25 protein-coding genes are annotated in these 24,598 nt (G+C 51.5%); 16 read left to right on the forward strand and 9 right to left on the reverse strand.

The genetic code is table 11. The annotated features are described in order from the left end of the window. Positions 1–66: 66 nt before the first annotated feature. From BLV87_RS19405 to BLV87_RS12530, 5 genes are all read right to left on the reverse strand, one after another. Positions 67–225 carry a hypothetical protein gene (locus BLV87_RS19405; protein ID WP_175517813.1) on the reverse strand — a complete coding sequence of 53 codons (159 nt, stop codon included), beginning with the start codon at positions 223–225 and terminating at the stop codon, positions 67–69. 85 nt (positions 226–310) lie between these two features. Next, the gene (locus BLV87_RS12515; RefSeq protein WP_217629988.1) at positions 311–535 is read right to left on the reverse strand and encodes a HupE/UreJ family protein; all 225 of its coding nucleotides are present in this window, start codon (positions 533–535) and stop codon (positions 311–313) included. 55 nt (positions 536–590) lie between these two features. Continuing rightward, entirely contained in the window at positions 591–1,598 is a 1,008-nt protein-coding gene (locus tag BLV87_RS12520) for a Fe(3+) ABC transporter substrate-binding protein (RefSeq protein WP_093069168.1), read from the reverse strand. A 63-nt stretch (positions 1,599–1,661) separates the two neighbouring features. Further along, positions 1,662–2,345, reverse strand: a complete 684-nt coding sequence (locus tag BLV87_RS12525) for a Fe2+-dependent dioxygenase (protein ID WP_093069169.1) — start codon at positions 2,343–2,345, stop codon at positions 1,662–1,664. Positions 2,346–2,347: 2 nt separating this feature from the next. After that, entirely contained in the window at positions 2,348–4,645 is a 2,298-nt protein-coding gene (locus BLV87_RS12530) for a TonB-dependent receptor (RefSeq protein ID WP_093069170.1), read from the reverse strand. 164 nt (positions 4,646–4,809) lie between these two features. On the opposite strand from BLV87_RS12530, the gene BLV87_RS12535 reads away from it, so the two are divergent. The 7 genes from BLV87_RS12535 to katG all read left to right on the forward strand — a co-directional run bounded on the left by BLV87_RS12535 (position 4,810) and on the right by katG (position 10,920). Then, positions 4,810–5,919, forward strand: coding sequence for an alpha-hydroxy acid oxidase (locus tag BLV87_RS12535; RefSeq protein WP_093069171.1), 1,110 nt, complete (start codon positions 4,810–4,812; stop codon positions 5,917–5,919). 129 nt (positions 5,920–6,048) lie between these two features. Next, the gene (gene exbB, locus BLV87_RS12540) at positions 6,049–6,480 is read left to right on the forward strand and encodes a TonB-system energizer ExbB (protein WP_093069172.1); all 432 of its coding nucleotides are present in this window, start codon (positions 6,049–6,051) and stop codon (positions 6,478–6,480) included. Next, positions 6,477–6,860 carry a TonB system transport protein ExbD gene (gene exbD, locus BLV87_RS12545; protein WP_093069173.1) on the forward strand — a complete coding sequence of 128 codons (384 nt, stop codon included), beginning with the start codon at positions 6,477–6,479 and terminating at the stop codon, positions 6,858–6,860. Before exbB ends, exbD begins: the two co-directional genes overlap by 4 nt. Next, positions 6,857–7,624, forward strand: a complete 768-nt coding sequence (locus tag BLV87_RS12550) for an energy transducer TonB (RefSeq protein ID WP_093069174.1) — start codon at positions 6,857–6,859, stop codon at positions 7,622–7,624. The genes exbD and BLV87_RS12550 overlap by 4 nt, the downstream gene beginning before the upstream one ends. A gap of 11 nt (positions 7,625–7,635) precedes the next feature. Beyond that, complete coding sequence (locus tag BLV87_RS12555; protein ID WP_093069175.1) at positions 7,636–7,827, forward strand: hypothetical protein; 192 nt, start codon at positions 7,636–7,638, stop codon at positions 7,825–7,827. Between the two features lie 73 nt (positions 7,828–7,900). Continuing rightward, positions 7,901–8,614 carry an intradiol ring-cleavage dioxygenase gene (locus BLV87_RS12560; protein WP_093069177.1) on the forward strand — a complete coding sequence of 238 codons (714 nt, stop codon included), beginning with the start codon at positions 7,901–7,903 and terminating at the stop codon, positions 8,612–8,614. Positions 8,615–8,742: 128 nt separating this feature from the next. Beyond that, complete coding sequence (gene katG, locus BLV87_RS12565) at positions 8,743–10,920, forward strand: catalase/peroxidase HPI (protein WP_093069179.1); 2,178 nt, start codon at positions 8,743–8,745, stop codon at positions 10,918–10,920. Positions 10,921–10,973: 53 nt separating this feature from the next. Here the strand turns inward: katG and BLV87_RS12570 are convergent, their stop codons facing one another. From BLV87_RS12570 to BLV87_RS12580, 3 genes are read right to left on the reverse strand one after another with little or no spacing between them, the layout of a single operon-like run. Next, positions 10,974–11,738, reverse strand: a complete 765-nt coding sequence (locus BLV87_RS12570; RefSeq protein WP_093069181.1) for an energy transducer TonB — start codon at positions 11,736–11,738, stop codon at positions 10,974–10,976. Positions 11,739–11,754: 16 nt separating this feature from the next. Further along, positions 11,755–12,753, reverse strand: coding sequence for a GDP-D-glucose phosphorylase 1 family protein (locus BLV87_RS12575; RefSeq protein WP_093069183.1), 999 nt, complete (start codon positions 12,751–12,753; stop codon positions 11,755–11,757). 24 nt (positions 12,754–12,777) lie between these two features. Then, positions 12,778–14,565: an AAA family ATPase gene (locus tag BLV87_RS12580; protein ID WP_093069185.1), complete on the reverse strand. Its 1,788-nt coding sequence runs from the start codon at positions 14,563–14,565 to the stop codon at positions 12,778–12,780. 145 nt (positions 14,566–14,710) lie between these two features. On the opposite strand from BLV87_RS12580, the gene bfr (BLV87_RS12585) reads away from it, so the two are divergent. The 8 genes from bfr (BLV87_RS12585) (at position 14,711) to BLV87_RS12620 (ending at position 22,215) form a co-directional block, all read left to right on the forward strand. Further along, positions 14,711–15,181, forward strand: a complete 471-nt coding sequence (gene bfr, locus BLV87_RS12585) for a bacterioferritin (RefSeq protein WP_093069186.1) — start codon at positions 14,711–14,713, stop codon at positions 15,179–15,181. A 12-nt stretch (positions 15,182–15,193) separates the two neighbouring features. Further along, complete coding sequence (bfr, locus tag BLV87_RS12590) at positions 15,194–15,661, forward strand: bacterioferritin (protein ID WP_093069188.1); 468 nt, start codon at positions 15,194–15,196, stop codon at positions 15,659–15,661. Positions 15,662–15,985: 324 nt separating this feature from the next. Then, positions 15,986–16,588 carry a hypothetical protein gene (locus tag BLV87_RS12595; protein WP_093069190.1) on the forward strand — a complete coding sequence of 201 codons (603 nt, stop codon included), beginning with the start codon at positions 15,986–15,988 and terminating at the stop codon, positions 16,586–16,588. Between the two features lie 207 nt (positions 16,589–16,795). Next, positions 16,796–17,389, forward strand: a complete 594-nt coding sequence (locus BLV87_RS12600) for a hypothetical protein (protein WP_093069191.1) — start codon at positions 16,796–16,798, stop codon at positions 17,387–17,389. 54 nt (positions 17,390–17,443) lie between these two features. After that, a complete protein-coding gene (locus tag BLV87_RS12605; RefSeq protein ID WP_093069192.1) occupies positions 17,444–18,991 on the forward strand; it encodes a hypothetical protein in 1,548 nt (515 codons plus the stop codon). A gap of 151 nt (positions 18,992–19,142) precedes the next feature. Beyond that, positions 19,143–20,591 carry a type II secretion system protein GspD gene (locus tag BLV87_RS12610; RefSeq protein WP_093069193.1) on the forward strand — a complete coding sequence of 483 codons (1,449 nt, stop codon included), beginning with the start codon at positions 19,143–19,145 and terminating at the stop codon, positions 20,589–20,591. A 3-nt stretch (positions 20,592–20,594) separates the two neighbouring features. After that, complete coding sequence (locus tag BLV87_RS12615; RefSeq protein WP_093069195.1) at positions 20,595–21,086, forward strand: hypothetical protein; 492 nt, start codon at positions 20,595–20,597, stop codon at positions 21,084–21,086. Further along, positions 21,079–22,215, forward strand: a complete 1,137-nt coding sequence (locus tag BLV87_RS12620) for a hypothetical protein (RefSeq protein WP_139282183.1) — start codon at positions 21,079–21,081, stop codon at positions 22,213–22,215. The genes BLV87_RS12615 and BLV87_RS12620 overlap by 8 nt, the downstream gene beginning before the upstream one ends. Before the next feature lie 3 nt (positions 22,216–22,218). On the opposite strand, the gene BLV87_RS12625 is transcribed toward BLV87_RS12620, so the two are convergent. Then, entirely contained in the window at positions 22,219–23,625 is a 1,407-nt protein-coding gene (locus tag BLV87_RS12625) for a sigma-54-dependent transcriptional regulator (RefSeq protein ID WP_093069198.1), read from the reverse strand. Positions 23,626–23,944: 319 nt separating this feature from the next. Between BLV87_RS12625 and BLV87_RS12630 the strand changes: the two genes are divergently transcribed. Beyond that, the gene (locus tag BLV87_RS12630) at positions 23,945–24,547 is read left to right on the forward strand and encodes a hypothetical protein (protein ID WP_093069200.1); all 603 of its coding nucleotides are present in this window, start codon (positions 23,945–23,947) and stop codon (positions 24,545–24,547) included. The last annotated feature ends 51 nt before the right edge of the window (positions 24,548–24,598 follow it).

Here is a 24,598-nt window from a genome sequence, read left to right on the forward strand (position 1 = left end):
CAAAGTCGCCTCGCGGTTTCCAGAAGTGCCAACGTATGGCGAATTTTGTGTGAAATCTACGTCAAATTACTGATTATCCTCATCCAACACTGGATCATGCTCACCGGATTGTGGGAAATACCCCAGCGCAGCCTCACCAAAGGTGTTCAAGCCATTCAGGAACAGGCTTCCCATCTTGCCGCCTGCATCGCTGAGCGACGCAGCTTGATAAAATGCCTCAAGCAACTGGCAAAACTCTTCGCTTCTTCAACCGCTTGCCGACAAAACAAACGGAGGAAAAAACCTAATAATTGGATGAGATTACAGCAAGTTAGGGAATGGAGGGCTTAAAGTTGATGCGTATAGGGCGCCCTAAAAATGCACCCCACAAGCCGACTGCAACCATTGCGGCGACGTGATCCCAGCCAAACAGGGGATGGGTAAAACCGCTGAAAAAGCCGCCGCTCATGCCCGCCGCATCGGAATGCGCCCACACGCTGCCGGTCATGCTCAAGAGCAGTAAAGCGATGCCGAAACGTTGTTGTGTTGAAATCATCTGCTGATTACCTCTGATCTGTTGATGGGACAAAGTGTAGCGTATTCCCGCGATTTTATTTCCAACCCACCTTATCCATGATCATCACCGCTTGGGCATTGTGCTTGCCAAGGTTAGACAGATTCAGCGCATCGCTTTTGAACGTACCCCAACTTTGCAAGTCCGGGCTGGCGGCAATGCCACGTTTGGCAGGGTATTCGCCGTTGGTGTTGGAATACCAGCGTTGTGCGTCGTCGAGTACCATGTATTCCAGCAATTTCACCGCGTTTTCCTTGTTCTTGGCGGATTTGGTTACGCCCGCACCACTGATATTGATGTGTGTACCTCGGTCACGCTGGTTGGGGAAGAACACTTTCACCTTGCTGGCAGCGGCTTTTTGCGCGGCATCACCACCGTACAACATTTGCGCGTAGTAATACGTATTGGCAATCGCCACATCGCATTGACCCGCAGCAACCGCTTTGATCTGGTCACGGTCGCCGCCGCTGGGTGGTTTCGCCAGATTTGCCACCAAGCCTTGCGCCCACTGTTCGGCTTGCGCCTCGCCTTTGGCAGCAATCATCGACGCCAGCAATGACTGGTTGTAAATGCTGCTGGAAGAACGCACACACACGCGCCCTTTCCATTTCGGATCAGCCAAATCTTCGTAGGTGGAAAGCTCATTCGCCTGCACTTTGGCGGGATTGTAGAACAGCACCCGTGCGCGGTAAGTCAACCCAAACCACTGATTAGCAGGGTCACGCAAATTTGCTGGAATCGCCTGATTCAGCTTGGCGGACTGGATGGGTTGTAACGTGCCTCCTTCCACTGCGCGGTGCAAACGCCCCGCATCTGCCGTAATCAGCACGTCAGCGGGGGAGTTTGCGCCTTCGCGTTTCAAACGTTCCAGTAGCGGGTCATCATCGCTGGTAATCAGATTAACCTTCACGCCATTGTCTTTGCTGAACGCATCCAACAGCGGCTTGATCAACTGCTCCTCACGGGCGGAATACACATTCACTTCATTAGCCAGCGCTTGGATGCTGCACAACAGCAGTATGGTAGCAGTCAATTTTTTCAACATAAGATACTCCTTCTTACTCCCTTCACCCCTTGCGGGGGAAGGGTTGGGGATGGGGGGAATTCTTCACGTATCCGCCCAACGGCGAACTAAATTGTGGTAAATCCCTGCGAGTTTGACGGTTTGCGGATGCCCTACGCCGAGTTCCATGGTTAACTCTTGAATACTTTGGTCGAGGTCGTAGAGCAGGGTGCGTTGCCCGTCATCGCGGATCATGCTTTGCATCCAGAAGAACGAGGCGATACGTGCGCCGCTCGTAACGGGAAGTACTTGATGCAAACTGGTGGCGGGGTACAGCACCATATCGCCTGCCGCGAGTTTCACTTCCTGTGCGCCGAAATTGTCTTCGATCACCAGTTCGCCACCTTCGTACTCTTCCGGTTCGGTGAGAAACAATGTGGCGGAAACATCGGTGCGTACTCTCACAATCGTTCCCGGCACGTAGCGGATGGAGTTATCGACATGGACACCGAAATTACCGCCGCCTGCGTAACGGTTGAACAGCGGCGGGTAAATTTTCAGTGGCAGCGCGGCAGAAATGAGCTGCGAATTGTTGGCGAGTGCATCAAGGATGAAATCGCCTAACGCTTGCGCCAGTGGCGAAGTCTGCGCCAGTTGCAGGTTGTTTTTGGCAGTGGCGGCTTGTTGACCTGCCGTCACTTTGCCATTGACCCATTCTGCCGCATCCAGTTGGGCGCGACACTGGGCAACTTGTTGTTTGGTCAGAACATTGGGTATACACAGTAGCATAATTAAAAGTCGTAGGTGAGACTGACATTGGTCGTGCGACCTGGGGCAACGTAAGTAAACGGCGCACCGCTGCGGTATAACGCTTCGTAGATGGTTTCATCGGTCGCGTTTTTCACATTCAACTGCGCTGACAACTTGTTGTTGATTTTGTATTCACCCATCAAATCGAGGCGGTTGGAGGCTTTGATGGTGTTACCCGTCGTTGCTGCAAATGCACCACCGCCCACTTCACCGGTATGAATCACGCTACCACCGACGGCGATTTTCGGTGTGGCCTGATACTTGGTTTGGATGCTTGCACTCTTTTCCGCAATATTGGCTAACGGTTTGCCAAGGTTCGCCGGGGTTGCTGAACCGGTAATTTCGCTGTCCATGTAGACTGCACCACCGGCAAGGCTGATTTTTTCGGTGACATTACCGGAAACACCCAGCTCTATACCTTGGAGGCGTACTTCGCCTTTATTACTGGTGTTGGATTCGATTTTGTTGCTCTTATCCAATTGGAACACTGCCGCACTGACCGCGAGGTTATCGTTGGCCAGGTTCCATTTGGTGCCGAGTTCCACACTCTTATTGCGCTCTGGCTCAAATGCAGCAACTGAAGCATTCAAACCACCGTAGGCAACATCGCCCACGCCGTCATACATTTCGCCCGGTACGTTGGATGAGGTACTGACCGAGGCGTAAACGCTGCCGTTTTCCTTGGGCTTATACACGACACCGGCATGACCGTTGGTAAAGCCTTCGTTGTATTTGACCGGGGGCGCGACCCCATTCACCGCACCACTGGTTGCACCCGCCCCGTAAGTGAGGGATTCGCTGGTAATGTCGAAGGTATCGTGACGGATACCGCCGAATACTTCCCATTTGGGGTTGAGCTTGACGGTATCCATGACATAAACCGAATTCACATCGGCATTAATGTTGGAGGTACGGCTTACACCATTGATGCCCGGTGCGGCAACGTTATTATTGGGGTTGATAATGTTCAGTACGGGAGCGGGAACGCCAGTCGGATTGGTTGTGGCATTAAAGGTATTCAAACTCGGTACATCGTTTTTGATTTTTTCCTTGCTCACTTCAAAACCTGCCACCACGGTATGTTCGACATCACCTTTGTGGAATTCATGGGTGATTTGGGTACTGTTGCCGGTGAAGGTATTGGTGAAATCAGCGGTATTGGTACTGTTGGTGATCGTCGACGTTGCGGTCAAGCCAGTGGCAGGGACGCTGCCGGGTTTGGAAACGATGTACTTATTGGTGGTTTCGCCCACACGGGTTTTGCTGCTGATCGTGGTATTCGGTGATACTTTGTAGTCCACCGTACCTGTTAAAATATCTGCACCGGTATCGTGGAAGTCACGTCCAACAATCACGTAGGAGTTGTTCCGGTCAACCGCTGCCGGTGCGCCGGTTGTCCGATCCCACGGATGCCCACGGTCTGGCATGGCTTCGTTGCGCAGGTGGTAATAATCCAAGGCAACATCCATTTTCTCACTAGCTGCAATATCAGCAGCGATGGCAGCACCGTGACCTTTTTTGTACAGGTGATCCCGTCCGGCAATCTCGGAATCTTGAATCATGAGGTTGCTGCGCACTTTCACCTTGTCGTTAACCACACGGTTAGCGTCAAGGGTTGCACGGTTGTCGTCGCCTACCGTCAATGTGCCGCGTGCAAAGTTAGCATCCTGCGGTTTTTTGGAAACGCTGTTGACCGCGCCGCCCGTTGTACCGCGACCTGCGAAGGTGGAACTTGGACCTTTGGCAATTTCGATTTGCTCAGAAGCGAATACATCACGGGTCGTGGAACCGGGGTCACGCATTCCGTCCACGAAAATGTCGTTACGGGTATCGAAACCCCGGATCAGGAAGCGATCGCCTTCGGCGTTACCGCCTTCGCCGGTTCCCATGGTCACGCTCGGTTGGGTACGCATCAGGTCTTTTAGCGCCATGACACCTGCGTCTTCCATCTGTTCTTTGCCGACCACAGTGATGGTTTTGGAAACGTTCAAGAGGGGTTCGGTGAATTTGGTATTGGCGGATTTGTCGACTTTGTACGGCGCTTCTGGGTCAGCATTCGGGTTAGAACCGGGAACGGCTTGTTTGGCTTCAGCGGTCACGCCTTCGAGCTGGGTAACGTCAGCTTTCGCATCTTTGGTTTTTTTGGTGTCATCCGCCGCTTGGCTAGGGACAGCAATACTTGCCATCACGACAAATGCAGCCGACGCGAGGGCAATAGCGGGGGATTCAGCACGGTTAACGCTGCTACGAATAGCAAGGGGTTTTTTCTGACAGCTCACTGGGATACTCCTAAAATAAAATGGTTACTGAAGAAGCATCCGTGGCTGTCAGGTTAGTGGCTATGCGATGCGTACTCTATGGGTTGCAGATGATAATCATTCTATTTCACAGGTCAAGGCTTTTGTGGTAAAAATGCGAATAATTTCTATTTGAGCAACAAAACATGCCTCTTGAACCCTATTTAACGCAAATTCCGGAGGAAATTGCAGCAGTGAGTGATTATGAGGCGTTTGCCCGTGCGCGGTTGGATGACAATGCTTGGGCGTATGTGCACAGCGGTGCTGCGGATGAAATCACCTTTCGTAACAACCGTTTGGCATTCGATACGTGCAGTTTGCGGAATCGGGCATTGGTGGATGTGCGCGGTGGGCATACGCGCTTGGAGCTGTTTGGGCAAACCTTGCAGCACCCGATATTGCTAGCACCCGTGGCTTACCAACGCTTGTTTCACCCCGAAGGTGAATTAGCCAGCGTGCGGGCAGCGGCGGCGATGGATGCGGCAATGGTGGTGAGTACCTTGGCAAACCATACGCTGGAAGACATTGCGCGTCAGGCACACACGCCCTTGTGGTTTCAGCTTTATTTCCAAGCGGATAGGGCGTTTACATTGAGGTTGGTACGGCGGGCGGAAGCGGCGGATTATCAAGCATTGGTGGTAACGGTGGATGCGTCGCTTGCCGGGGTGCGCAATCGCGAGCAACGTGCCGGTTTCCATTTGCCTGCGGGGATTAGTGCGGTGAATTTGCAGGGAATGCAACAGCCGTTGTTGACATTGGCGCAAGGGCAAAGTCAGGTGTTTGACGGTTTGATGGCACATGCCCCGACATGGCGCGATATTGAACGCTTACGCCAACTGACGGATTTACCCTTGCTGTTGAAAGGGATTACCCACCCAGAGGATGCCAAACTGGCGCTGTCGCTGGGTGTAGACGGTTTAATCGTGTCGAATCACGGCGGGCGCACCTTGGATACCGTACCCCCATCCCTGCATCTGTTGCCAGCGATTACGGCGGTGGTGCAGGGGCAAATTCCCTTGCTGTTGGATGGGGGAATCCGGCGCGGGACGGATATTGTCAAGGCACTGGCATTGGGTGCAAGTGCGGTGCTGATTGGTCGCCCGCTGATTTACGGCTTGGCAACGGCGGGGGCGCTGGGCGTGGCGCATGTATTACGCGTGTTGTGGGAGGAATTGGAGGTGGCGATGGCATTGACAGGTTGCCGTACTTTGACAGACATTCAGCAGCGCACGGTATTAACTGAGATTAGTACTTGAAAATGTAAATAGTAACAATTACCATCTCGCGCAGATTTACTTGACACCACTAGCCATCCGCCCCAACAGCCACGGTAGCCAAGGTTCAGTAAAACCCTGCGCTTAACTTTAAGAGGTTTTACTAACACAATGGAATTTCTCAAACTCTATTTGGATCACATGGTGCTAGGCACGCTGGGCTTTATGAGCTTTATTATGCTGGCGTTCGCGGTGGAGCGTTACATCTACTTCTGGCGCATTAAACTGGCGGATTTCAAGCACATTGAACTGTTGAAGGTCGCGCTGACCCGCAATCTGACCACGATTTCCAGTGTTGGCGCGAATGCGCCGTATGTGGGGCTGTTAGGCACAGTCTTGGGGATTTTAATTACCTTCCATGAAATGGGGCAAGGCAATAAGTTGGATGTGAACAGCATTATGCTAGGGCTGGCAATGGCACTGAAAGCTACCGCTGCCGGGCTACTTGTCGCGATTCCCGCTATCCTGTTTTACAACGGCTTGATGCGCAAAGTGGACGTGCTGGTAGGGCGTTGGACTGCCTTGCAGGACGGTCACGTATGAAACGCTTTGACCAGATCAATATGATCCCCTTCATCGACATTATGCTGGTGTTGCTGGCGATTGTCCTGACCACAGCAAGTTTTGTATCGCAAGGGCTGATTCCGGTTAATTTACCCACTGCCGCACAAGTCAGCGAGCCATCGGAAGATGAAGAACCGTTAGAAATTGCGATTAACAAGCAGAATGAGTTTTTCCTTGGTGAGGAAAAAGTCACGCTGGAACAAATGGCTGAAAAGCTCAAAGTGCAAGCCAAGCCAGAAACCCTGATCGTGTTACGCATTGATAAAGCGGCTGTGTTTGAGCATTTCGTCAAACTGATTGATTTGCTGAAAGCACAGGAACTCAACAACCTTTCGATACAGGCACAGCAAGAGCCATGAAAACCTGTCATATCAGTGGCTTTGGTATTTCCACGGCTGTCCATATTGGGCTGGCGTTGTTGCTGATGCCGATTCTGTTTGCTGCCGAAAAAAAGCCGGAAGAACCCCCTATTCTGCCGGTGGAGTTGAGTATGTTCGAGCCGAAAGCGCCCGAACCTGCCCCTGAACCCGTACCGCAGGTAGCACCGGAACCGCCGCCACCGCCCCCACCACCACCGCCGAAGCCCAAGCCTAAGTCCAAGGAAAAGCCAAAGCCGGAAAAAAAGGTGGAAAAACCCTTACCCAAGCCCAAGCCGGAAAAGGATTTGCGCAAAGAGCAAGAGGAGCGCGAACGCAGTGAAGCAGAACGTCGTGAGCGTGAGGAACAGCAACGCCAACAGGAAATGCGCGAACAGCAACAACGTGAAGCCGCCGAACGTCAGGCACGCCACCGTGCGCAACAGGAAGCTGCTGCGCGTGCGTCTGCCCAGACCCAAAACGAAGTGCCGGTGATTACCAACCCGCGTTACCGCCGCCCACCGCGCCCACCGGAGTATCCACGCCGTGCGCTGGAATCGGGTACGGAAGGCACTACCATTTTACGTGCTAACGTTAGCCCCAGCGGTAGCGTGATAGCCGTCAGAGTCCAGAAATCCTCTGGTAATGCATCACTGGATTCTGCTGCTGTCAAAGCGGTACGCGGTTGGAGCTTTGTACCCGCGACCCGTGGCGGGCAAAATATTGAGTCGATTGTGCAAGTGCCAGTCAATTTCAGAATCAATTGAGGAGAACTCTCGTGAAATCATTAGCCAAAGCCTGGCAAACGTGTATAGCCATTACCTTAATCGGCATGTTGGGGGCTTGTGCTAACGACCCTGTAAAGGAACAAGCAGCGGGTGCTAAACCGATCAACTACGGGTGTTCGGGAACGTCGATGAACGATTGCATGACATTTCATTCACCCACCGGCCCAGCGGTGAAACGTTAGCGTGTAGTGTTATTTGTGTCTGTTGCGTGCTTCAGGCATCCTGTTAATTCTATTGATTATCAGGAACTGAGCAATGGAAACCATCAACAGCCAGCGCCGTCAGGTATTACTGTCAATGGGCGCAGGCGGGGTTGCTTGGCTGGCATGGCGTGTCACATGGCAACCCGCCAGCGCAGCTACTCCTCCCGCCTGTGTCATCACCCCCGAACAAATGGAAGGCCCGTATTTCGTTGATGAAATGCTCAACCGTACCGACATCCGCACCGATCCCACCGACGGCACAACCGTATCCGGCATTCCCTTGCAACTGCAATTACGTATCCATACCGTCAATGGTGCAGCTTGCTCGCCTTTGTCCAAAGCGCTGGTAGACATCTGGCACTGCGATGCCAACGGTGTGTATTCCGACGTGCAGGATTCCAGCTTCAACACCGTTGGCAAAAAGTTCCTGCGCGGCTATCAGGTGACGGATGCGGATGGCAACGTCACGTTCACCACCATTTACCCCGGCTGGTATCCAGGGCGCACCGTGCATATTCACATCAAAGTCCGGGTAGACACTGCCGACGGTAAGGCGCAGGAATTCACCTCCCAACTGTATTTCGACGATGCTTTCACTGACGAAGTGTACAAACTTGCGCCGTACAACAGCCGCGAAGCCCGTTTTCCGCGTAACGATGACGATGGTATTTTCCGGCGTGCTAATGGTGATAAGTTGTTGCTGCAACTGGCTGGGGATGCATCGGGATATACCGCGAGTTTGGATATAGGCATGGCAGTCGGCTAAACGCTGCCACTTTTTTTGATAAAAAATAGAACGATATGTTCGTTTTAATCAGCTTGATAGATTGATGCGAAAAGACTAAAACTGTTAAGGAGCTTTATACAACACCAATCACCACGAGGAGAAACACCATGAGTGACGTAAGCAAATGTCCTGTTATGGGACATGCCAACACACCCGCCGCGAGCAATGCTGGGCGTGGCACATCCAACCGCGACTGGTGGCCTAACCAGTTGAAACTCAATATCCTGCACCAGCACACTGCCAAATCCAATCCGCTGGGCGCTGATTTCAATTACGCCGATGAGTTCAAAAAGCTTGATCTGGCTGCCATCAAACAAGACCTCTACGCGCTAATGACCGATTCGCAAGACTGGTGGCCTGCCGACTACGGTCACTACGGGCCAATGTTCATCCGCATGGCGTGGCACAGCGCAGGCACGTACCGCATCAGCGATGGGCGTGGCGGTGCGGGTCACGGCAACCAGCGTTTCGCCCCGCTCAATAGCTGGCCGGATAACGTCAACCTCGACAAGGCACGTCGCTTGCTGTGGCCGATCAAGCAAAAATACGGCAACCAGATTTCGTGGGCTGATCTATTCATCCTCACCGGCAATTGTGCGCTGGAGTCAATGGGCTTCAAGACCTTCGGTTTTGCGGGCGGGCGCGAAGACATCTGGGAACCCGAAGAAGATGTGTACTGGGGCACGGAAGCTGAATGGCTGGGTGACAAACGCTACAGCGGCGAACGCGATCTGGAAAACCCACTCGCAGCGGTGCAAATGGGCTTAATCTACGTCAACCCCGAAGGCCCGAATGGTGAACCCGACCCGCTTGGTTCAGGTCGTGATGTGCGTGAAACCTTTGCGCGTATGGCAATGAACGACTACGAAACCGTTGCCCTAACAGCGGGCGGACATACCTTCGGCAAATGCCACGGCGCGGGCAGTGCTACTCACGTTGGTGCTGAGCCGGAAGCCGCAGCCATTGAACAAATGGGCTTAGGCTGGAAAAGCAGCTTTGGCAGCGGCAAAGGTGGCGACCAAATCGGCAGCGGCTTGGAAGGTTCGTGGACACCAACGCCGACCCAGTGGGACAACAGCTATCTAGATATGTTATTCAATAACGAATGGGAACTGACCAAAAGTCCCGCCGGTGCATGGCAATGGACTCCCAAAACCGCGACCGCAAGCAATCTTGCCCCAGCAGCAGATGACCCAGCCAAACGTGTGCCGATCATTATGACCACGGCTGACATGGCAATGCGTTTTGACCCGATTTATGAACCGATTGCACGGCATTTCCAGCAGAATCCTGATGAATTCGCGGATGCGTTTGCACGGGCATGGTTCAAACTGACACACCGCGATTTGGGGCCACGTTCCCGCTATTTGGGCACGGAAGTACCAGCGGAAGTGTTGTTGTGGCAAGACCCTGTTCCGGCAGTGGATCATGTCTTGATCGACGCGCAGGATATTGCTGACCTCAAAAGCAAAATTCTGACATCTGATTTGAGTATTCGCGAACTGGTCACAACGGCTTGGGCTTCAGCCTCCACTTTCCGGGGTTCGGATAAGCGCGGGGGCGCGAACGGTGCACGGATTCGTCTTGCCCCCCAAAAGGATTGGGCAGTGAATCAGCCTGAGCAACTTGCCAAGGTATTGAGCGTGTTGGAAGGTATTCAAAGCACGTTCAATGCAGCGCAGGCGGGCGGCAAAAAAGTATCAATGGCTGACCTGATCGTATTGGGTGGGTGTGCAGCAGTGGAGCAGGCGGCACAGAATGCAGGACATACTGTCACCGTGCCGTTTGTGCCGGGGCGTACCGACGCCACACAGGAACAGACCGATGTTGAAGCTTTCGCCGTGCTTGAACTGGTGGCAGACGGTTTCCGCAATTACCTCAAAGGCAAATACTCAGTGACAGCCGAAGAAATGTTGCTCGATAAGGCGCAATTACTGACCTTGACTGCACCGGAAATGACGGTATTGGTCGGTGGGATGCGGGTGTTAAATACGGCTTTTACCCAGCAGTCTGAAGCTCTTACCACGGATTTCTTCGTGAATTTGCTGGATATGCGTACTGAATGGAAGCCTACCGACGATGCTAATGTGTTTGAGGGACGTGATCGCACCACTGGTGATGTGAAGTGGATAGGTTCACGGGTTGATCTTGTGTTCGGTTCAAACTCTCAACTGCGGGCGATAGCCGAAGTGTATGCGCAGAACGACGCACAAGCGAAGTTCGTGCATGATTTTGCAGCGGCTTGGAGTAAGGTGATGCACCTCGACCGTTTTGATTTGGCTTGAGGTTGAGTGAAGGCGGGAGCGGTGTTGCCCAGCCATGGGTGATGCCGCTTTTACTACCAATCCAGTTTGAAATTCACCTTCAGGGCAAAATCCCACCGTGCTTTGTTAATACTTGCCGGAAAGGGTAATGCACCGGATGTGGCATTCACCGCTTGTACTGCTGCTTTATCCAGCCATGCATTGCCAGAACTCTGACTCACTCTTGCCCCGGTGATCGTGCCATTCGGCAACATTGTGAAAGAAACTGTCACCGTGCCTTCTACCTCTTCCTTTATTGCCATACGCGGGTATTGCTTGCGCGTGGCAATAAGGTTTTGCAGTTTTTGGCGGTAAGCGGCTTCGGCAGCGTTGTTATCTGCTACGGGAGCTGGTTTCGTGGTAGCAGATTTGGCTGCTGGTCGCGGGGCAGGTGTTACTGGGTGCGGAACAGCAGGGGCAACCGATGCTGAGGCGGCTGGTGGTGATGGAATCGGTGACGGCTCGCGTTCGCGTGCGGGCTGTGGCCGGGGCTTGGGTTTGTCGGCTGCCTTTGTCTCTGGTTTGGATTTAGGCTTTTCGATAGGCTTCTTTTCTGGTTTGAGTTTAGGTTTTTCGACAGGTTTAGGTTCCGGTTTGGGCAGTTCGGTTACCGCTTGAGGTGTTGGCGATTTTACGGGTGGCAGGGGGGGAGGAGCAAATTGTGCCAATGACAATGGTATGGGGTGCGGCTCCTCCACCTTTCCCAGCTTATCCTGCCACAGTAACAACGGCAGACTAGCCAGCAATAGGCTGACATGTACCAAAGCTGAAACGCCAAAACCGGTCAGGTGGTATTTCACAATTATTACCCTTTGCTCAATCAGCTAAGCGAGCCAATGCCTGTGTGAATACTTTGCTCTCCATGCGCAAAACCGTGTGTTTTTTCACTAAGGTAAAAACGCCGCACACCTCGTGCCAACCGATGCCTTGCAGCCAATCCGGTAAGCTCACGGTGCCTTGCCCCTTGCGTGGCATGATGTAACACCCTTCTGGGCGGTAAAGCAGGTTGTAAGGTTGATTAGCCCGATGTAACCCTTCAATGATTTCCCATGCGGCTTGTGCAGAATCGGCACGCCAGCAGTGCAGCGGGTAGGTTTGTGTGCCGCCGTTATGCTGCCATTGAGCTGCTTCCACCGGAAAGGGTAATGGGCGAATAAATCCCTGAAAATGCAAGTGATTGACGGATGCATAGGCTCCAACACTATTAAAGGCGATACCAAAACCCGGTAAGTATGTGGCTGTGTTGGCAGCCAATGCCATCATGCGTTCATGGTAGTGTCGTGTCAGAAATTGCGGCAGGGTGGCGAGTGGCTCAGGCACGATCAGCATGTGCCAAGGCACAAATGAAAATTTGTTATACAACACCCGCAAATTCATGCCTTCCGCTATGCCTTCCCATAAGATTTCCGGGCGCAGGAAGGGCTTATTGAAATGAAACTTATCCACTGCAAACGGCTGGTGCAGTTCGCAGAAGACCTCGCCAGACACCCGCACCGGGCGCAGACTCCGTAATGGGTTTACCACCAATTCCCACGGTTCAACCCGTTCATATTCCCAGCCAGAGAACATTTCAATGCCGGTTTCCAGTAGCGCGGCGAAGGTGGCGACATCATCCACCGGGCCATCAGGCTCGCGTTGTTGCAGTTGTGCAAAGGTTTCGCGTAAGGGCGTGGCGAGTTGTTGGCGCAGTTCTGCGTCTTGCATACTGTTGGCGAGTACTAAAATAAACGCGCCCAAGCCGTCGGGTGTAAGCATCTGTTGCAAACCGTCGGTAAAGCGGGTTTTGAAAGTGTCGGGGGAGGTGGTGAAGAGCATAGTAATTTGCCTGAATTTTGGATGTTACAACGTTTGCCACACGACTCGATCAAAGCCCAGTGCAACAACTGCGAGGCAATGTAACCGCTGTGGTTCTTGGTATTTTTCCGCCAATACCGCACGGTAATGTTGCAATTGCTGTAAGGCTTCGTGCAAAGCGGCTTGTACCGCAGGCAGTTGCGCCAGCGTTTCGCGGGATTGTTCGCGCACCTGTTCTCCCGTCAGTTTCAGGTCGCTCAGTGACAGGTATTTGAATTCCAGCACAATGTCTTTGAGGGTAGGGTATTGGCGCATACTGGGGCGGATCACCAGCACCAAGTCGGCGTAACGGCGTTGCAGCGCGGTTTCTGAATCCACCACGTAATAGATGTCATTGAACAGCAAGGTCAGGAACGCGGTTTTGATAGTGAGTTCGTTACTCCACGCATAATCGCGGTTGTTGAAGGCCGCAAAGTATTTTTGCTCCAGATAATCAGCTAAAGGTTGCAGGTCGGCGGATTGGTAGAACTTTTCCGCCATATTGGCAACGGCAATGCGGTCTTTGGGGGCAGGCAGGATGCGCTGGCGCAATTCGTCCACATACAAAGCGCGGGTCACTAGGTTGGGGATGCCCAGCGTCAGTTTGCCCAAAATATTCGTATCAACAATGGTCAGTACGCCGAAGTAATACAGCAGGGATAACAAGTAGCTTTCATCCTGTTGTAAATCAGTGAGTTTTTCCACGCCGAAACGGTTTTCCAGCACATCAAGGGTGATGGTGCTTTCTTCGTCGAGGATGCGTTCCACCACACCTGTGCCGCTGGGTTGGCTGGCGAGGTAACGGATACGCGCCGCGTCCATCATCAAATTGCCGTCGAGCATTTGGCGCGGGGCTTTGCACTCATCCTGATAGTGACGCAGGAAATAAAAACACAGAATGGGGTTGTATAACAGCGGCTTGTCTAGTTGGTCACAGAAACGGTAGCCGTTGTAAAATTGTTTCAAGGTTTGCAGCAAGCCATCGAATTGATTTTCATCCTGCCCGCAGTGTTGCAAAACACCTGTTACCAGTTCGCCCAGTTCCGGTTGGGTAATGCCACACAGGGTATTGAATCGTGGCATCAGGGAAATGTCGGTAGCGACGTTATAACCGCTAGTCATATCCGCCAGCACCAGCGGTGAGACACCAGTGATAAACACGCGCCCGATACTGCCTTCGGCGACACTGCCCTTAACGATTTTAAATAAGGACTTGAGAATGCCTTCGCCTTCCAGTAAATCCTGATAACGGCGACTGTTGTGCGGGTCACGTACCAGCACTTCGTTGGCGAAGTTGTCGTATTCGTCGATCAAAAGGTAAATTTGTTGCCCGCTTCCCTGTACTGCATTGGTGAGGGACTGAAAAGAAGCCAAGGCATCGTCATCCTGCATACGCACCGGAAAGCGCAGCATATCCTGATAGGTTTGGATAAAACCTTCCACGCTGGCATTCAAGTGATTGAACAAACTGCTTTTAATATCATCAATACTGCCTTGCGCCGATACTTTGGAAAAATCCCAGCGCAGGATCAGGTAACGGTTACGCTCTGGGGTTGGGTTACGCTCCACTTCCAGCCCGCCAAACAAGGTCTCAAACTGATTCGTCGTTTTAACATCGTAATAATTGACGAGTGTGGAGAGCAGTAGGGATTTACCGAAGCGGCGCGGGCGCAGGAATACCAGTTGCTTACCCGCTTCTTCCAGCAGAGGAATGTGTTGAGTACGGTCAAGGTACAAATAGCCTTCCGTGCGGATGGCGGGGAAATTACTGATGCCGTAGGGAAACCGAATCATACTGACAAATCCCGGAGTTTGGATTTCTACAGGATAGCATAATTGGGTTGTGGGTAGCGGCATGGGGTGCTATTTGACCGCGATGGGGTGGCACGTTAGCATGACCATTCACCCATCAATACCAACAATGCGACAAGGAGAACCTATGAAAGGAAACCCCGACATTAACCGTTCGCTGAATCTGGCGTTACGCAGCCAGTTGACGGCGATCAACCAATACTTCCTGCACGCCCGCATGTGTAAAAACTGGGGCTTGGAAGGTTTCAACAAGCACGAATACAAACGCTCCATCAAGGCCATGCAACAAGCTGACGAGCTGATCGAACGCATCCTGTTTCTTGAAGCACTGCCCAATCTGCAAGACCTCGGCAAGCTGTACATCGGCGAAGATGTGCCGGAAATAATCGCCAACGACTTGCGTTTAGCGGGTGAAGTGGTGGCTGAATTGCGCAGCGTGATTGCCGCGTGTGAACAAGCGCAGGATTACGTGAGCCGCGACATGCTGCAAGAAATCCTTGAAGAGGAAGAAGAGCAAATCGACTGGCTGGAATCTCAGCAATGGGCAATCCAGAACGCCGGTTTGCCGAACTATTTACAATCCATGATGAACGCATAAGGAGACGACATTATGCAAGGCAACGACCGCGTTATCGACGTGCTGAAAACCCTGTTAGCGGGTGAATTGGCAGCACGCGACCAATATTTCATCCATTCGCGTATGTGTGACGACTGGGGGTTAAGCAAGTTGTTTGAACATTATGAGCACGAGCGTCAGGAAGAAAGCAGCCATGCCGATGCCATTATCAAGCGCATCCTGTTCCTCGAAGGCGTGCCGGATCTGAACAATCAGGATAACCTGAATGTGGGCAAGGATGTCGTTGGCATGTTCAAAAACGATCTAGCGCTGGAATACCACGTTGTCGGCGCATTGAAAGCGGCGATGAAAATCTGTGAAGATGAAGGCGATTACGTCACCCGCGAAATGCTGCGCTTACAACTGTCTGATACCGAAGAAGATCATGCTTACTTTTTGGAAAAACAGTTGGGTTTGATTGACAAAATTGGCCTGCAAAATTACCTGCAATCGCAGATGTAAGTTCCCTCTCATCCTCTGTTCAGGCACATGCGGTCTTCGGATGCGGCGCATTACCCAGACAGGGATTTCTCGCACTCCGACAGCTTATCCCGATAGTTTCAAACTTACACACCGCCGTTGAATTTCTGCAAACAAGTGTTGGAATTCTACAAAGTCACTTGTGAACAGAAATGGCTAATAATTCATAAGTCTTTGTTAAGTAAAAGATAAATTTTATTTGATGGGTTTGGCACGCCCCCTGCAATATCCCCAACAAGAGCAGCAAACACCGTCTGCTCCATAATAGAAACCAATATTAAAATTAATCTACAAGGATACTAACTCATGAAATTTCAACAAATCGCCCTGACTATCGCGCTGTTCGCTGTTTCTGCTACTGGCTTTGCGGCTGAAAGCGACACCATTAAGCAATCCGTTGACGTTGACCAGACGATCAGCGTGGATAGCCCGGCTGACCCAGCCACCGCAGCAGCGGGTGAAGCGATCAACGTGGCTTGGACAGTCAACAGTAACAATGCTTTCAAATATGCCTTCAGCGGCACCTCCAAGGATGATGCCGGTGCTGACCTGAAATACCCCCAGTTTATCAAGCAGGACGTGGATGCCAATGGCAACTTGGTTGACAACAACTACGACTCATTGGGTACTACCTTTGGGGTTGCGCTGTCTGATTATGAGTCCGTACAAAGTGGTGATATGTGGGGTAACGGTAAAGAGGCCGCCGGTGAAGCTAAGTCATTGGTTGCCGATACGTCCGATGCAACGTCTCCTTACGGAACCATGGGGCGTGTCATGACGGGCGACAAGACCGGCAAGGCTACCATCAACCTATTTTCTAAAGGCATTGCGGATGCAACGGATCAGTCTGGCATCTACAACAGTGAAGTTATGCTGACCGTCACGGCTGAAGAGCAACTCGGCGGCTAAGTTTTCGAGTGACCCTCGTTTGAGTCCCTCATGAACCATGAGGGGCTATTTTTACGGCACGATTGTGACTTTATCGGATAATGGTTGAAATTGACCTAAGTCAAGCATGAATTACTATTTCTTATGTAATCTTGTTGCTAGACTAATGGGGAAGCAGTGTCACCAACCCCGAATCATAACAATACGCCGTATCGCGAGGTGTCCCCCTTGAATAGCGTGGCTTCCATTATTGTGTTGCTTACCTGCTGCATGGTCGGTGCAGCATCCGCCAAGACACAAGATAATGTTTACTACAGTATTAATGTTCCCGTTGCCATCAGTGTCGATACCGAAGCCATTCCAACGCCAGTCGCAGCCGGTGAAACCCTTGCTTTGCATTGGCGGGTATACAGCAACAATGCGTTCCGCTACCAATTTTCCGGTACAACTAGGGATGAGTCAGGCAATGAATTGGCTTACCCCTCGCTGTACAAGCAGGAAGTGGATGCCAGCGGCAAGCAGGTCGCTAATCGTTACGAAGTGCTGGATACGCAATTTGGTGTGGAGGTGTCGGATTACGGTTCCATCCAATACCGGAATCAGTGGGGAAAAGGCCAGATGGCAAGCGGCAATGCACCTGATTTGGTCAAATTGCCTCACGATCCATTATCACCTTCCGGCAGCATGGGACGCATCATGACAGCAGACGCCACCAACGAAGCACGCATTGCCCTGTATGCCATCAGCAAGGCGGATGCGGCTGACCAGTCTGGTCTTTACCATACGGAGGTCAAGCTGACCATCACCGCCGAAGAACAATAATTAATAACATCCGTTTTTAGTCATTTATAAAAATTAAGTCGAGGTCATTCCATCATGAATATCAAAAAAAGTTTGTTAATGTTTACCTTGTTCTGGGTATTGATGAACGAAGCCTTCGCGGGCATCCAAGTCACGCCTGCGATTGTCAGGATCGAAGCCAAAGGCAGTGAATACGAAATCCCCCTGACCGTTAAGAACACTTCCGACAAAGAAATGAGCTATTTGCAAACCTACCTGAGCAACAATATCCGCAACGAGGACGGAGATTGGGTATACGCGACCACCGCTAAAAACAAGGCTGCGATTGACTGGGCAGCCTTGGACAAAGACATGATGGAAATCAAACCAGGTGATAAAGGTGATCTCAAGATTATCATCAAAATCAAACCCGGTATGGTCGGCGATTTCAACCTTGCGCTGATGCTAGAACAGGATCAGGACAAAATGCGCGAAAAACTGTCCACCGAAAACAAAACCGGGCAGAAGGTTGGTGCACAAATCCTGCCACTGATGCGGGTAGGTATCCCCATCTACATCAGGAAAGCGTCTGAAGACATGATGAGCATCAAGATCGGCAGCGTCATCAAGTACGACCCGATGGAAATGCACGCGCTGACCAAAGGCATCAAGGGTGTTAAATCCAGTCAAGTGATTGAGAACACAGGCATGTATGAAACCCTCGTCGATACCCGTTGCGACATGGTGAACGCTGAAAACAAAGCCAAACTGAAATCCGCCAAAGGGATGCCAGAGAAAATTGCCCTGTTGCCAACCGAACGCCGCCGCGTCGAATGTTTCTTCCCCGGTGTGCTGCCAACCGGCAACTATGAAGTAGTGAATTACTACGACCTGAATGTGCGCAATACTGAAATCAGCGAGAAAACTTCTCAGCGCAAAGATTTTCAAGTATCCGCAGAATTGGCGCAATCGCTTCAGTCTGAACTGGATACTGGCCTGCCAGCCCCGGTGATTACCGACCTAACCGAACTGGCAGACCAGTTCAGCGGGCAAGTTAAACCGTTCAAGATCAAAGTGACCAACCCGACCACCGAAACCTTGCAACTGGAACCCAGCATTGAATTGGCGGAAGGTACTGACGTGAAAACCAGCTTTGAACCGGAAACACTGGAAATCGAAGGCGGCAAAAGCGCCATTCTGACCGTCAAAATGGATGCCGCCGCCGATACTGCTAGCATCTACGGTCATCTGCTGCTGACTGCGCCGGAGATGGAAGATTATGCGCCTTACGAGTTGCCGATTGCCCTTAAAGCCGCTGGTACGGAAGGCAGCAGCGAAATCAAGGTCACAGGCATTAAGGTCGAAGCGGACGAAAAGTACAAGCACATCAAGCTGCAACTGAGCAATACGGGTGCTGATTTTGTCCCAGAAATTAGCGGTGACATTACAGTGAAGACTTTTACTGGGCAGATCGTGGATAAACTGAAGCCTGCTTTCAAAGATACCGCGCTGTTACCCGGTGAACAAACTTTGTTGTACGGGGTTTCCGATAAGCTGGAAGCGGGTTCTTACAAACTCGACATCAGCCTGCGTGACCGTGCTGGCAAGACTTACCAGCAGGAAATTGACGCCAGCATCAACTAAACTGTCATATCAAATACTTGTCGGGGTCAGGGAAGACCCCACAAGCCATCTACCCCCCTGATTTCATCCGTGATTAAGCTAATTACGCTAGAATGCCACTGATAATGGGCAACCGGCGAAACCTGCCTCCTACCCACGTCTGGTATCTTGAATGCACACAAGAATAATAATAATCCTACAGACATGGCTGCTGCTGTCAGGCTTAATGCCGTTGCACGCCCAAGAGTTTGTCAGAAGTGAGCGTTTGGAATTACCCGACATTGCGCTACCTGTACCGACACCCGCAGCGCCAGCACCCATACCAGCACCTGCAACTGCGTTACCCACCGATTATGACTACAATAACGCCGCCAAACAGCAGTTCAACCGGGTATTCGATTCCGTGTATGAAGCGCTAGACGCACAAAATATACCCGCCAGCCAGCAGGCATTTGCCAGCACTCGCCATCTGACCGACGGGCATGTGGTCAGCATTGAATTCATCGAAGCCAATATCCGTGAAGCATTTCATGAGCTGGGCAATCAGACACGCATTCCCTTCATCCTGGAAGATGCCGTACAGGGTTTTGTTACCCTAAAGCAAGAAAAAGCACCAATGAAAAAAGTCATGGAAATGATGCTGGCAGCAGGTGGCTACCGTTACAAGGAAATGGATGGCTACATCCTGATAGGTGCTGCCGAATCTGCCAACCCAGCCTTTGACGACAATAAACAAACCGAGGTCATGACCCCGGCTTTCCTGAAACCCAGTGAAATTCTGGCATTGCTCTCAGAAAAGTATGCCAAGCTGGTCAAAGCCAATGATGACAACAGCACCCTTGCTATCACCGCTGATCCGGTCGTATTGCAACGAATCGTGGCTGACATCCGCCAGATCGACCAGCAACCCGAACAAATTATGCTAGAAGTGTTAGTGGTGGATATTAGTAAGACCGCCAAAAGTCGTATGGGCATTGACTGGTGGTCGAGCAATAGCGGCATTCTTGCCAGCCCCGTGAACCGTAAAGCAATCGGGTTTGAAGGCACGGAGGGCAGTTTTAACCTGCTAAGCCCGCTGAATATGCTGTCATTGCGGATTGAATCCTTGGTTGACATCGGCGAAGCCAAAATTTGGGCTGCCCCTAAGGTGCTAACTTCCAATGGCAAGAAAGCGAATATTTCTGTCAAGTCGATAGAAACCTTCCCGATTGTTTCCGGGCCTCAACAATATTTACAGGTAGAAACCAAAAATTTTGAATCCGGGGTTAGCATGATGATTACCCCGAAAGTCGCCAGCGACGGCGCTATCAATTTGGTAATCGAAAATGCCCAAGTTGCCACCATTGAAATGGCGGGTGAAGCCCAAACCACGGGTGAGCGCTTGCCGGTGTTGACCTCACGCGCCATTAGCACCAATGTCACCATGCAAAACAATGAAACCTTGGTCATCGGCGGTTTGTTGGATGTCAGAACATCGGAAGATGACAAAAGCATCCCCGGTCTCGGCACGGGTGTTATGAACCACATTTTCGGCACCGAACAAGCCAAGCGCGAAACCCGCGATCTGTTGATTTTCATTTCCCCCCGTGTCATCAAAGACAAAAACCTTAAGCTGGAATAACCCATGAACAAAACAAGCCACCTATTGTTTATCCCGATTTTATTGCTGCTCGGTGCTTGCAGCGATGGCAATATCAAACAGGACAACGCCATGACTCAAATCATGATGCAAAAGGAAATGTCGATTGACCGACAATACCAGAACCGTATCAGCCAGATGGATGGCAGTATGAAGGGGTTGGAAGAAGCTTTGGTTAAAGGGCTGACTGACTCCTTGCGCACCGCTAACGTCAGTCGTGACATTGCCAGCGAAGCCTTGGCTTTAGCCAAAGAAAACAGCAAGAAACTCGACAAACTGATCGCGGATATGGATGATCTGGAAAGCAAAACCAAAAAAGCCCTATCATCATCCAGCAAAGACCGCCCCGTTTCCACCAAGGCCGCAGCGCCTGAGGCCAGCTTCGCGGAAAGTGCCACCTCTACTGACAAAGCAGCCGATAAAGCTGCTGATAAACCAGCGGCGGATGACAATGGCGGATTTACCAAAATTGAATAAATGGTGCGTTTACCTGTTATGGTTGCTGACAGCCGTGTTGCCTGCCAGCGGTTGGGCGGCAGTCGCTGCCACTCCGGATATTGCCAAGCTGGATCTGAATGGGCAGTCCATCAATGTCACCTTATTGCCAGAGGCGGATACCGCGCAAGTTGTTTACAAACTGCGTCCAGTGACTGCCGAAGAATGGGACAATTCTATCCGTCTGGAAGTCAGTATTGATCGGGTCAAGAAAGTCACGTTATCCATCGAAACACCCTATTTAATCCTGAATTTTCATGAGGCGCAGCCGATTGTGTTAGGTATTAGCGCCCATTCCGACGCAGCAATGGAGGGCAAAGAATTACGTGCTCGTCTGTGGGGCGATAGTGACCAAGCGCCAATCTTGTTAAAAGTGCAAACCAAAGCGGCTGCCGTACCAGAGCAGGAAAAAACAACCACCGCTGTCTGTCAGAATTCAAACGGGCAGGACATGGCAGATGCTAGTGGCGGTTTGTATTGGTCTGAATTTGCCAGCTATCCCGCGATTCGGGTATGCAACCGGCATGAATTTCCGGTACAACTCCAGTACAACTTTTACCAACTTGAATTTGATGAAGACGGCAGCCTCCGCAACCGCCAACCGCTGAATGCCCAGGAGTTTCAGACTGATACCAAAACTTTGGCGGCGGGGGAGCAAAGCGATTTGCACATTATTCCAAGCAAGCAGCACCGTTATTTTGTCCTGAGCTTGGAGCAAATCAGGCAGGAAGGGGAACGTTTCACGCAAATAGGCGCGGATGTGTTCGTCTTTACCCGCAAGAGCCAGACCTTGCCCGATTACCGGATAGCCGCCGCCACGTTTCGACGGGTAGAAAATACCCTGTGGCTGGATGTGGCGCTCAGCAATCAGGATGAATTACCGTTTGCTGCCGACATCGAATTGCAGCTCAGAAACAGCAAAAACAAACCCGTGATACGCGGCAAAATGCTGAAGACACAGCCGGTTATTTTGCCCCAACAGGAAGCGACGTTTAGCTTGGAATTTCCGGGTTTTGCCGAATACCAGCACCAGCCGCTGACCGCAGACATCTACGTGACACTGGCGGGTAAATACCAGCGTAAGCATGTTTACGCGATCACCATCCACTAAGCCTTATTGGTTCTCATCCAGCCCGTATTTTTGAATTCGGTAGGTCAATTGCCGGAAGGTCATGCCTAGAATGTGTGCTGCCCGTGTCCGGTTCCAGCGCGTGTATTCCAGTGCCCGCTGCACCAGATCCTTTTCGGCATCGGCATCTTCCGGGTTCCAGACATCATCCGGGATAGATTCATCTACCAGCACCGGCGGCGTGACGGGTGCGTGGCTAATGGCAACCGCTGCTTCAAACTGGGCAGGTCGCAAGTGCAAATCACGCTGCCGAATAAGATTGTCATCACACAAGGTGCAGGCACGTTCCAGAATATTTTCCAGTTCACGCACATTGCCGGGGAAATGGTATGCCTGCAAAGCTGCTAGGGCATCCGGCGCGAGTTTGATCACCGGGATTTGCCAGCGTTTGGCTATTTTTTGCAGGAAAAAATCCACCAGCAATTCCAGATCACCTTGCCGTTCGCGTAAGGGCGGCACGTCCAATGTGATCACATTCAGGCGATAATACAAATCTTGCCGGAAGCGCCCGCTGGCTACTTCCTGTTCCAAAGGTTTGTGGGTAGCACTGAGAATACGCACATCCACCGGCATTTCTTCCAGCCCACCGACTGGCTTTACGGCACCTTCCTGAATAGCCCGCAACAGTTTGACTTGCATGTTCAGGGGCAAATCCGCGACTTCATCCAGAAACAACGTGCCTTGATGAGCCGCTTGGAACAATCCCTGTTTGTCGGTGACAGCCCCGGTGAAACTGCCTTTTTTGTGACCAAAAAATTCACTTTCCATCAGATTTTCAGGAATCGCCCCGCAGTTGACCGGTACGAACATTCCCTTGCCGCGTGCGCCTTGCAAGTGAATTTGATGTGCCACCAATTCCTTACCGCTGCCCGATTCGCCGTGGATGTAGACTGGTGCCTGACTACGTGCCAACTTGCCGATGGTGGCTTTGAGCTGTTGCATCGCGGGGGAATTGCCCAAAATCCTGTCATTGGCAGCATTGCCTGCAACGGTTGACGGCGTTGGTGGTGAAGCGGCTTTCCCGTTCTGGCGTTGGGTCAGGCTCTGGAGCAATTCGCGTAATTTGGGTAATTCCAGCGGCTTGGCAATAAAATCGGTTGCCCCGGCTTTGAAGGCAGTGGCGGCGGCTTCAACACTGGCTTTGCCAGTTACCACCACGACTGGCATGGCAGGGTACTGTGCGCGGGCAAACCCAATGACATCCAGCCCACCGCCATCAGGCAATTCCCATTCTGTCAAACAGAACGTCGGCTGGTGTTTGTTGATATTGTCGCGTGCCTCCTGCACATAACCGCAGCTCAGGGTATTCAAGCCCATGCGTAACAGCGTTAATTCCAGCCGTTCACGGAAGGCGGGGTCGCCATCAACAATCAGTGCAGTTTGCTCAGCCATTATGGTGTTATTCCTGTTAAGCGCTTGTTCCCCATCATAATTTAAAGCATGGCTAGGCACAGCCGCTTTACGACAAGCTGTATTCGGCCATTGGAGAAATCCAACATGCTTTGGCTAAACCCAACCCTGAAACTGTTCAGAATCTACAAAACCGCTGCTCGCTTACGATTAATAAAATAATTAAGTAATTGATTTTAATATAAATAAAATTACTGGTTCAGTTGGCACAGTGCCTGCAATATCCCCAACAAGAGCAGCAAACACAGTCTGCTCAACAATAGAAACCAATATTAAAATTAATCTACAAGGAGACTACATCATGAAATTCCAACAAATCGCTCTGACTATCGCGCTGTTCGCTGTTTCTGCTACTGGCTTTGCCGCTGAAAGCGACACTATCAAGCAGTCAGTTGAAGTTGATCAGACCATTAGCGTGGACAGCCCGGCTGACCCAGCCACCGCCGCAGCGGGTGAAGCGATTAATGTTGCTTGGACTGTTAACAGCAACAATGCTTTTAAATATTCCTTCAGCGGCACATCCAAGGATGACGCTGGTGCTGACTTGAAATACCCACAGTTTATTAAGCAGGACGTGGATGCCAACGGCAACTTGGTCGATAAAAACTATGACGTACTGGACACTAGCTTCGGTGTTGCCTTATCTGACTATGAGTCTGTACAGAACAGTAACACTTGGGGGAAAGGTGAAGCAGCCGTAGGTGAAGCCAAGGCGCTGGTAGCGGACACCTCCGACGCAACTTCCCCTTACGGAACCATGGGGCGCGTTATGACTGGCGACAAGACAGGCAAAGCGACCATCAGCTTGTTTTCCAAAGGTATTGCGGATGCGTCTGATCAGTCCGGCATCTACAACAGCGAAGTCATGCTGACCGTCACGGCTGAAGAGCAACTCGGCGGCTAATTTTCCTTAGAACGCTTTATTACAGCCTCTCATGATTCATCATGGGGGGCA

This window comes from Thiothrix caldifontis (assembly GCF_900107695.1).
Classification (GTDB): Bacteria; Pseudomonadota; Gammaproteobacteria; order Thiotrichales; family Thiotrichaceae; genus Thiothrix; species Thiothrix caldifontis.

Bases quoted from the DNA above. Each gene is read 5' to 3' on its own strand.
- BLV87_RS12515 (WP_217629988.1), bottom strand. From the start codon at position 535: ATGATTTCAACACAACAACGTTTCGGCATCGCTTTACTGCTCTTGAGC.
- BLV87_RS12520 (WP_093069168.1), bottom strand. From the start codon at position 1,598: ATGTTGAAAAAATTGACTGCTACCATACTGCTGTTGTGCAGCATCCAA.
- BLV87_RS12525 (WP_093069169.1), bottom strand. From the start codon at position 2,345: ATGCTACTGTGTATACCCAATGTTCTGACCAAACAACAAGTTGCCCAG.
- BLV87_RS12535 (WP_093069171.1), top strand. From the start codon at position 4,810: ATGCCTCTTGAACCCTATTTAACGCAAATTCCGGAGGAAATTGCAGCA.
- exbB (WP_093069172.1), top strand. From the start codon at position 6,049: ATGGAATTTCTCAAACTCTATTTGGATCACATGGTGCTAGGCACGCTG.
- exbD (WP_093069173.1), top strand. From the start codon at position 6,477: ATGAAACGCTTTGACCAGATCAATATGATCCCCTTCATCGACATTATG.
- BLV87_RS12550 (WP_093069174.1), top strand. From the start codon at position 6,857: ATGAAAACCTGTCATATCAGTGGCTTTGGTATTTCCACGGCTGTCCAT.
- BLV87_RS12560 (WP_093069177.1), top strand. From the start codon at position 7,901: ATGGAAACCATCAACAGCCAGCGCCGTCAGGTATTACTGTCAATGGGC.
- katG (WP_093069179.1), top strand. From the start codon at position 8,743: ATGAGTGACGTAAGCAAATGTCCTGTTATGGGACATGCCAACACACCC.
- BLV87_RS12575 (WP_093069183.1), bottom strand. From the start codon at position 12,753: ATGCTCTTCACCACCTCCCCCGACACTTTCAAAACCCGCTTTACCGAC.
- BLV87_RS12580 (WP_093069185.1), bottom strand. From the start codon at position 14,565: ATGATTCGGTTTCCCTACGGCATCAGTAATTTCCCCGCCATCCGCACG.
- bfr (WP_093069186.1), top strand. From the start codon at position 14,711: ATGAAAGGAAACCCCGACATTAACCGTTCGCTGAATCTGGCGTTACGC.
- bfr (WP_093069188.1), top strand. From the start codon at position 15,194: ATGCAAGGCAACGACCGCGTTATCGACGTGCTGAAAACCCTGTTAGCG.
- BLV87_RS12595 (WP_093069190.1), top strand. From the start codon at position 15,986: ATGAAATTTCAACAAATCGCCCTGACTATCGCGCTGTTCGCTGTTTCT.
- BLV87_RS12605 (WP_093069192.1), top strand. From the start codon at position 17,444: ATGAATATCAAAAAAAGTTTGTTAATGTTTACCTTGTTCTGGGTATTG.
- BLV87_RS12610 (WP_093069193.1), top strand. From the start codon at position 19,143: ATGCACACAAGAATAATAATAATCCTACAGACATGGCTGCTGCTGTCA.
- BLV87_RS12615 (WP_093069195.1), top strand. From the start codon at position 20,595: ATGAACAAAACAAGCCACCTATTGTTTATCCCGATTTTATTGCTGCTC.
- BLV87_RS12625 (WP_093069198.1), bottom strand. From the start codon at position 23,625: ATGGCTGAGCAAACTGCACTGATTGTTGATGGCGACCCCGCCTTCCGT.
- BLV87_RS12630 (WP_093069200.1), top strand. From the start codon at position 23,945: ATGAAATTCCAACAAATCGCTCTGACTATCGCGCTGTTCGCTGTTTCT.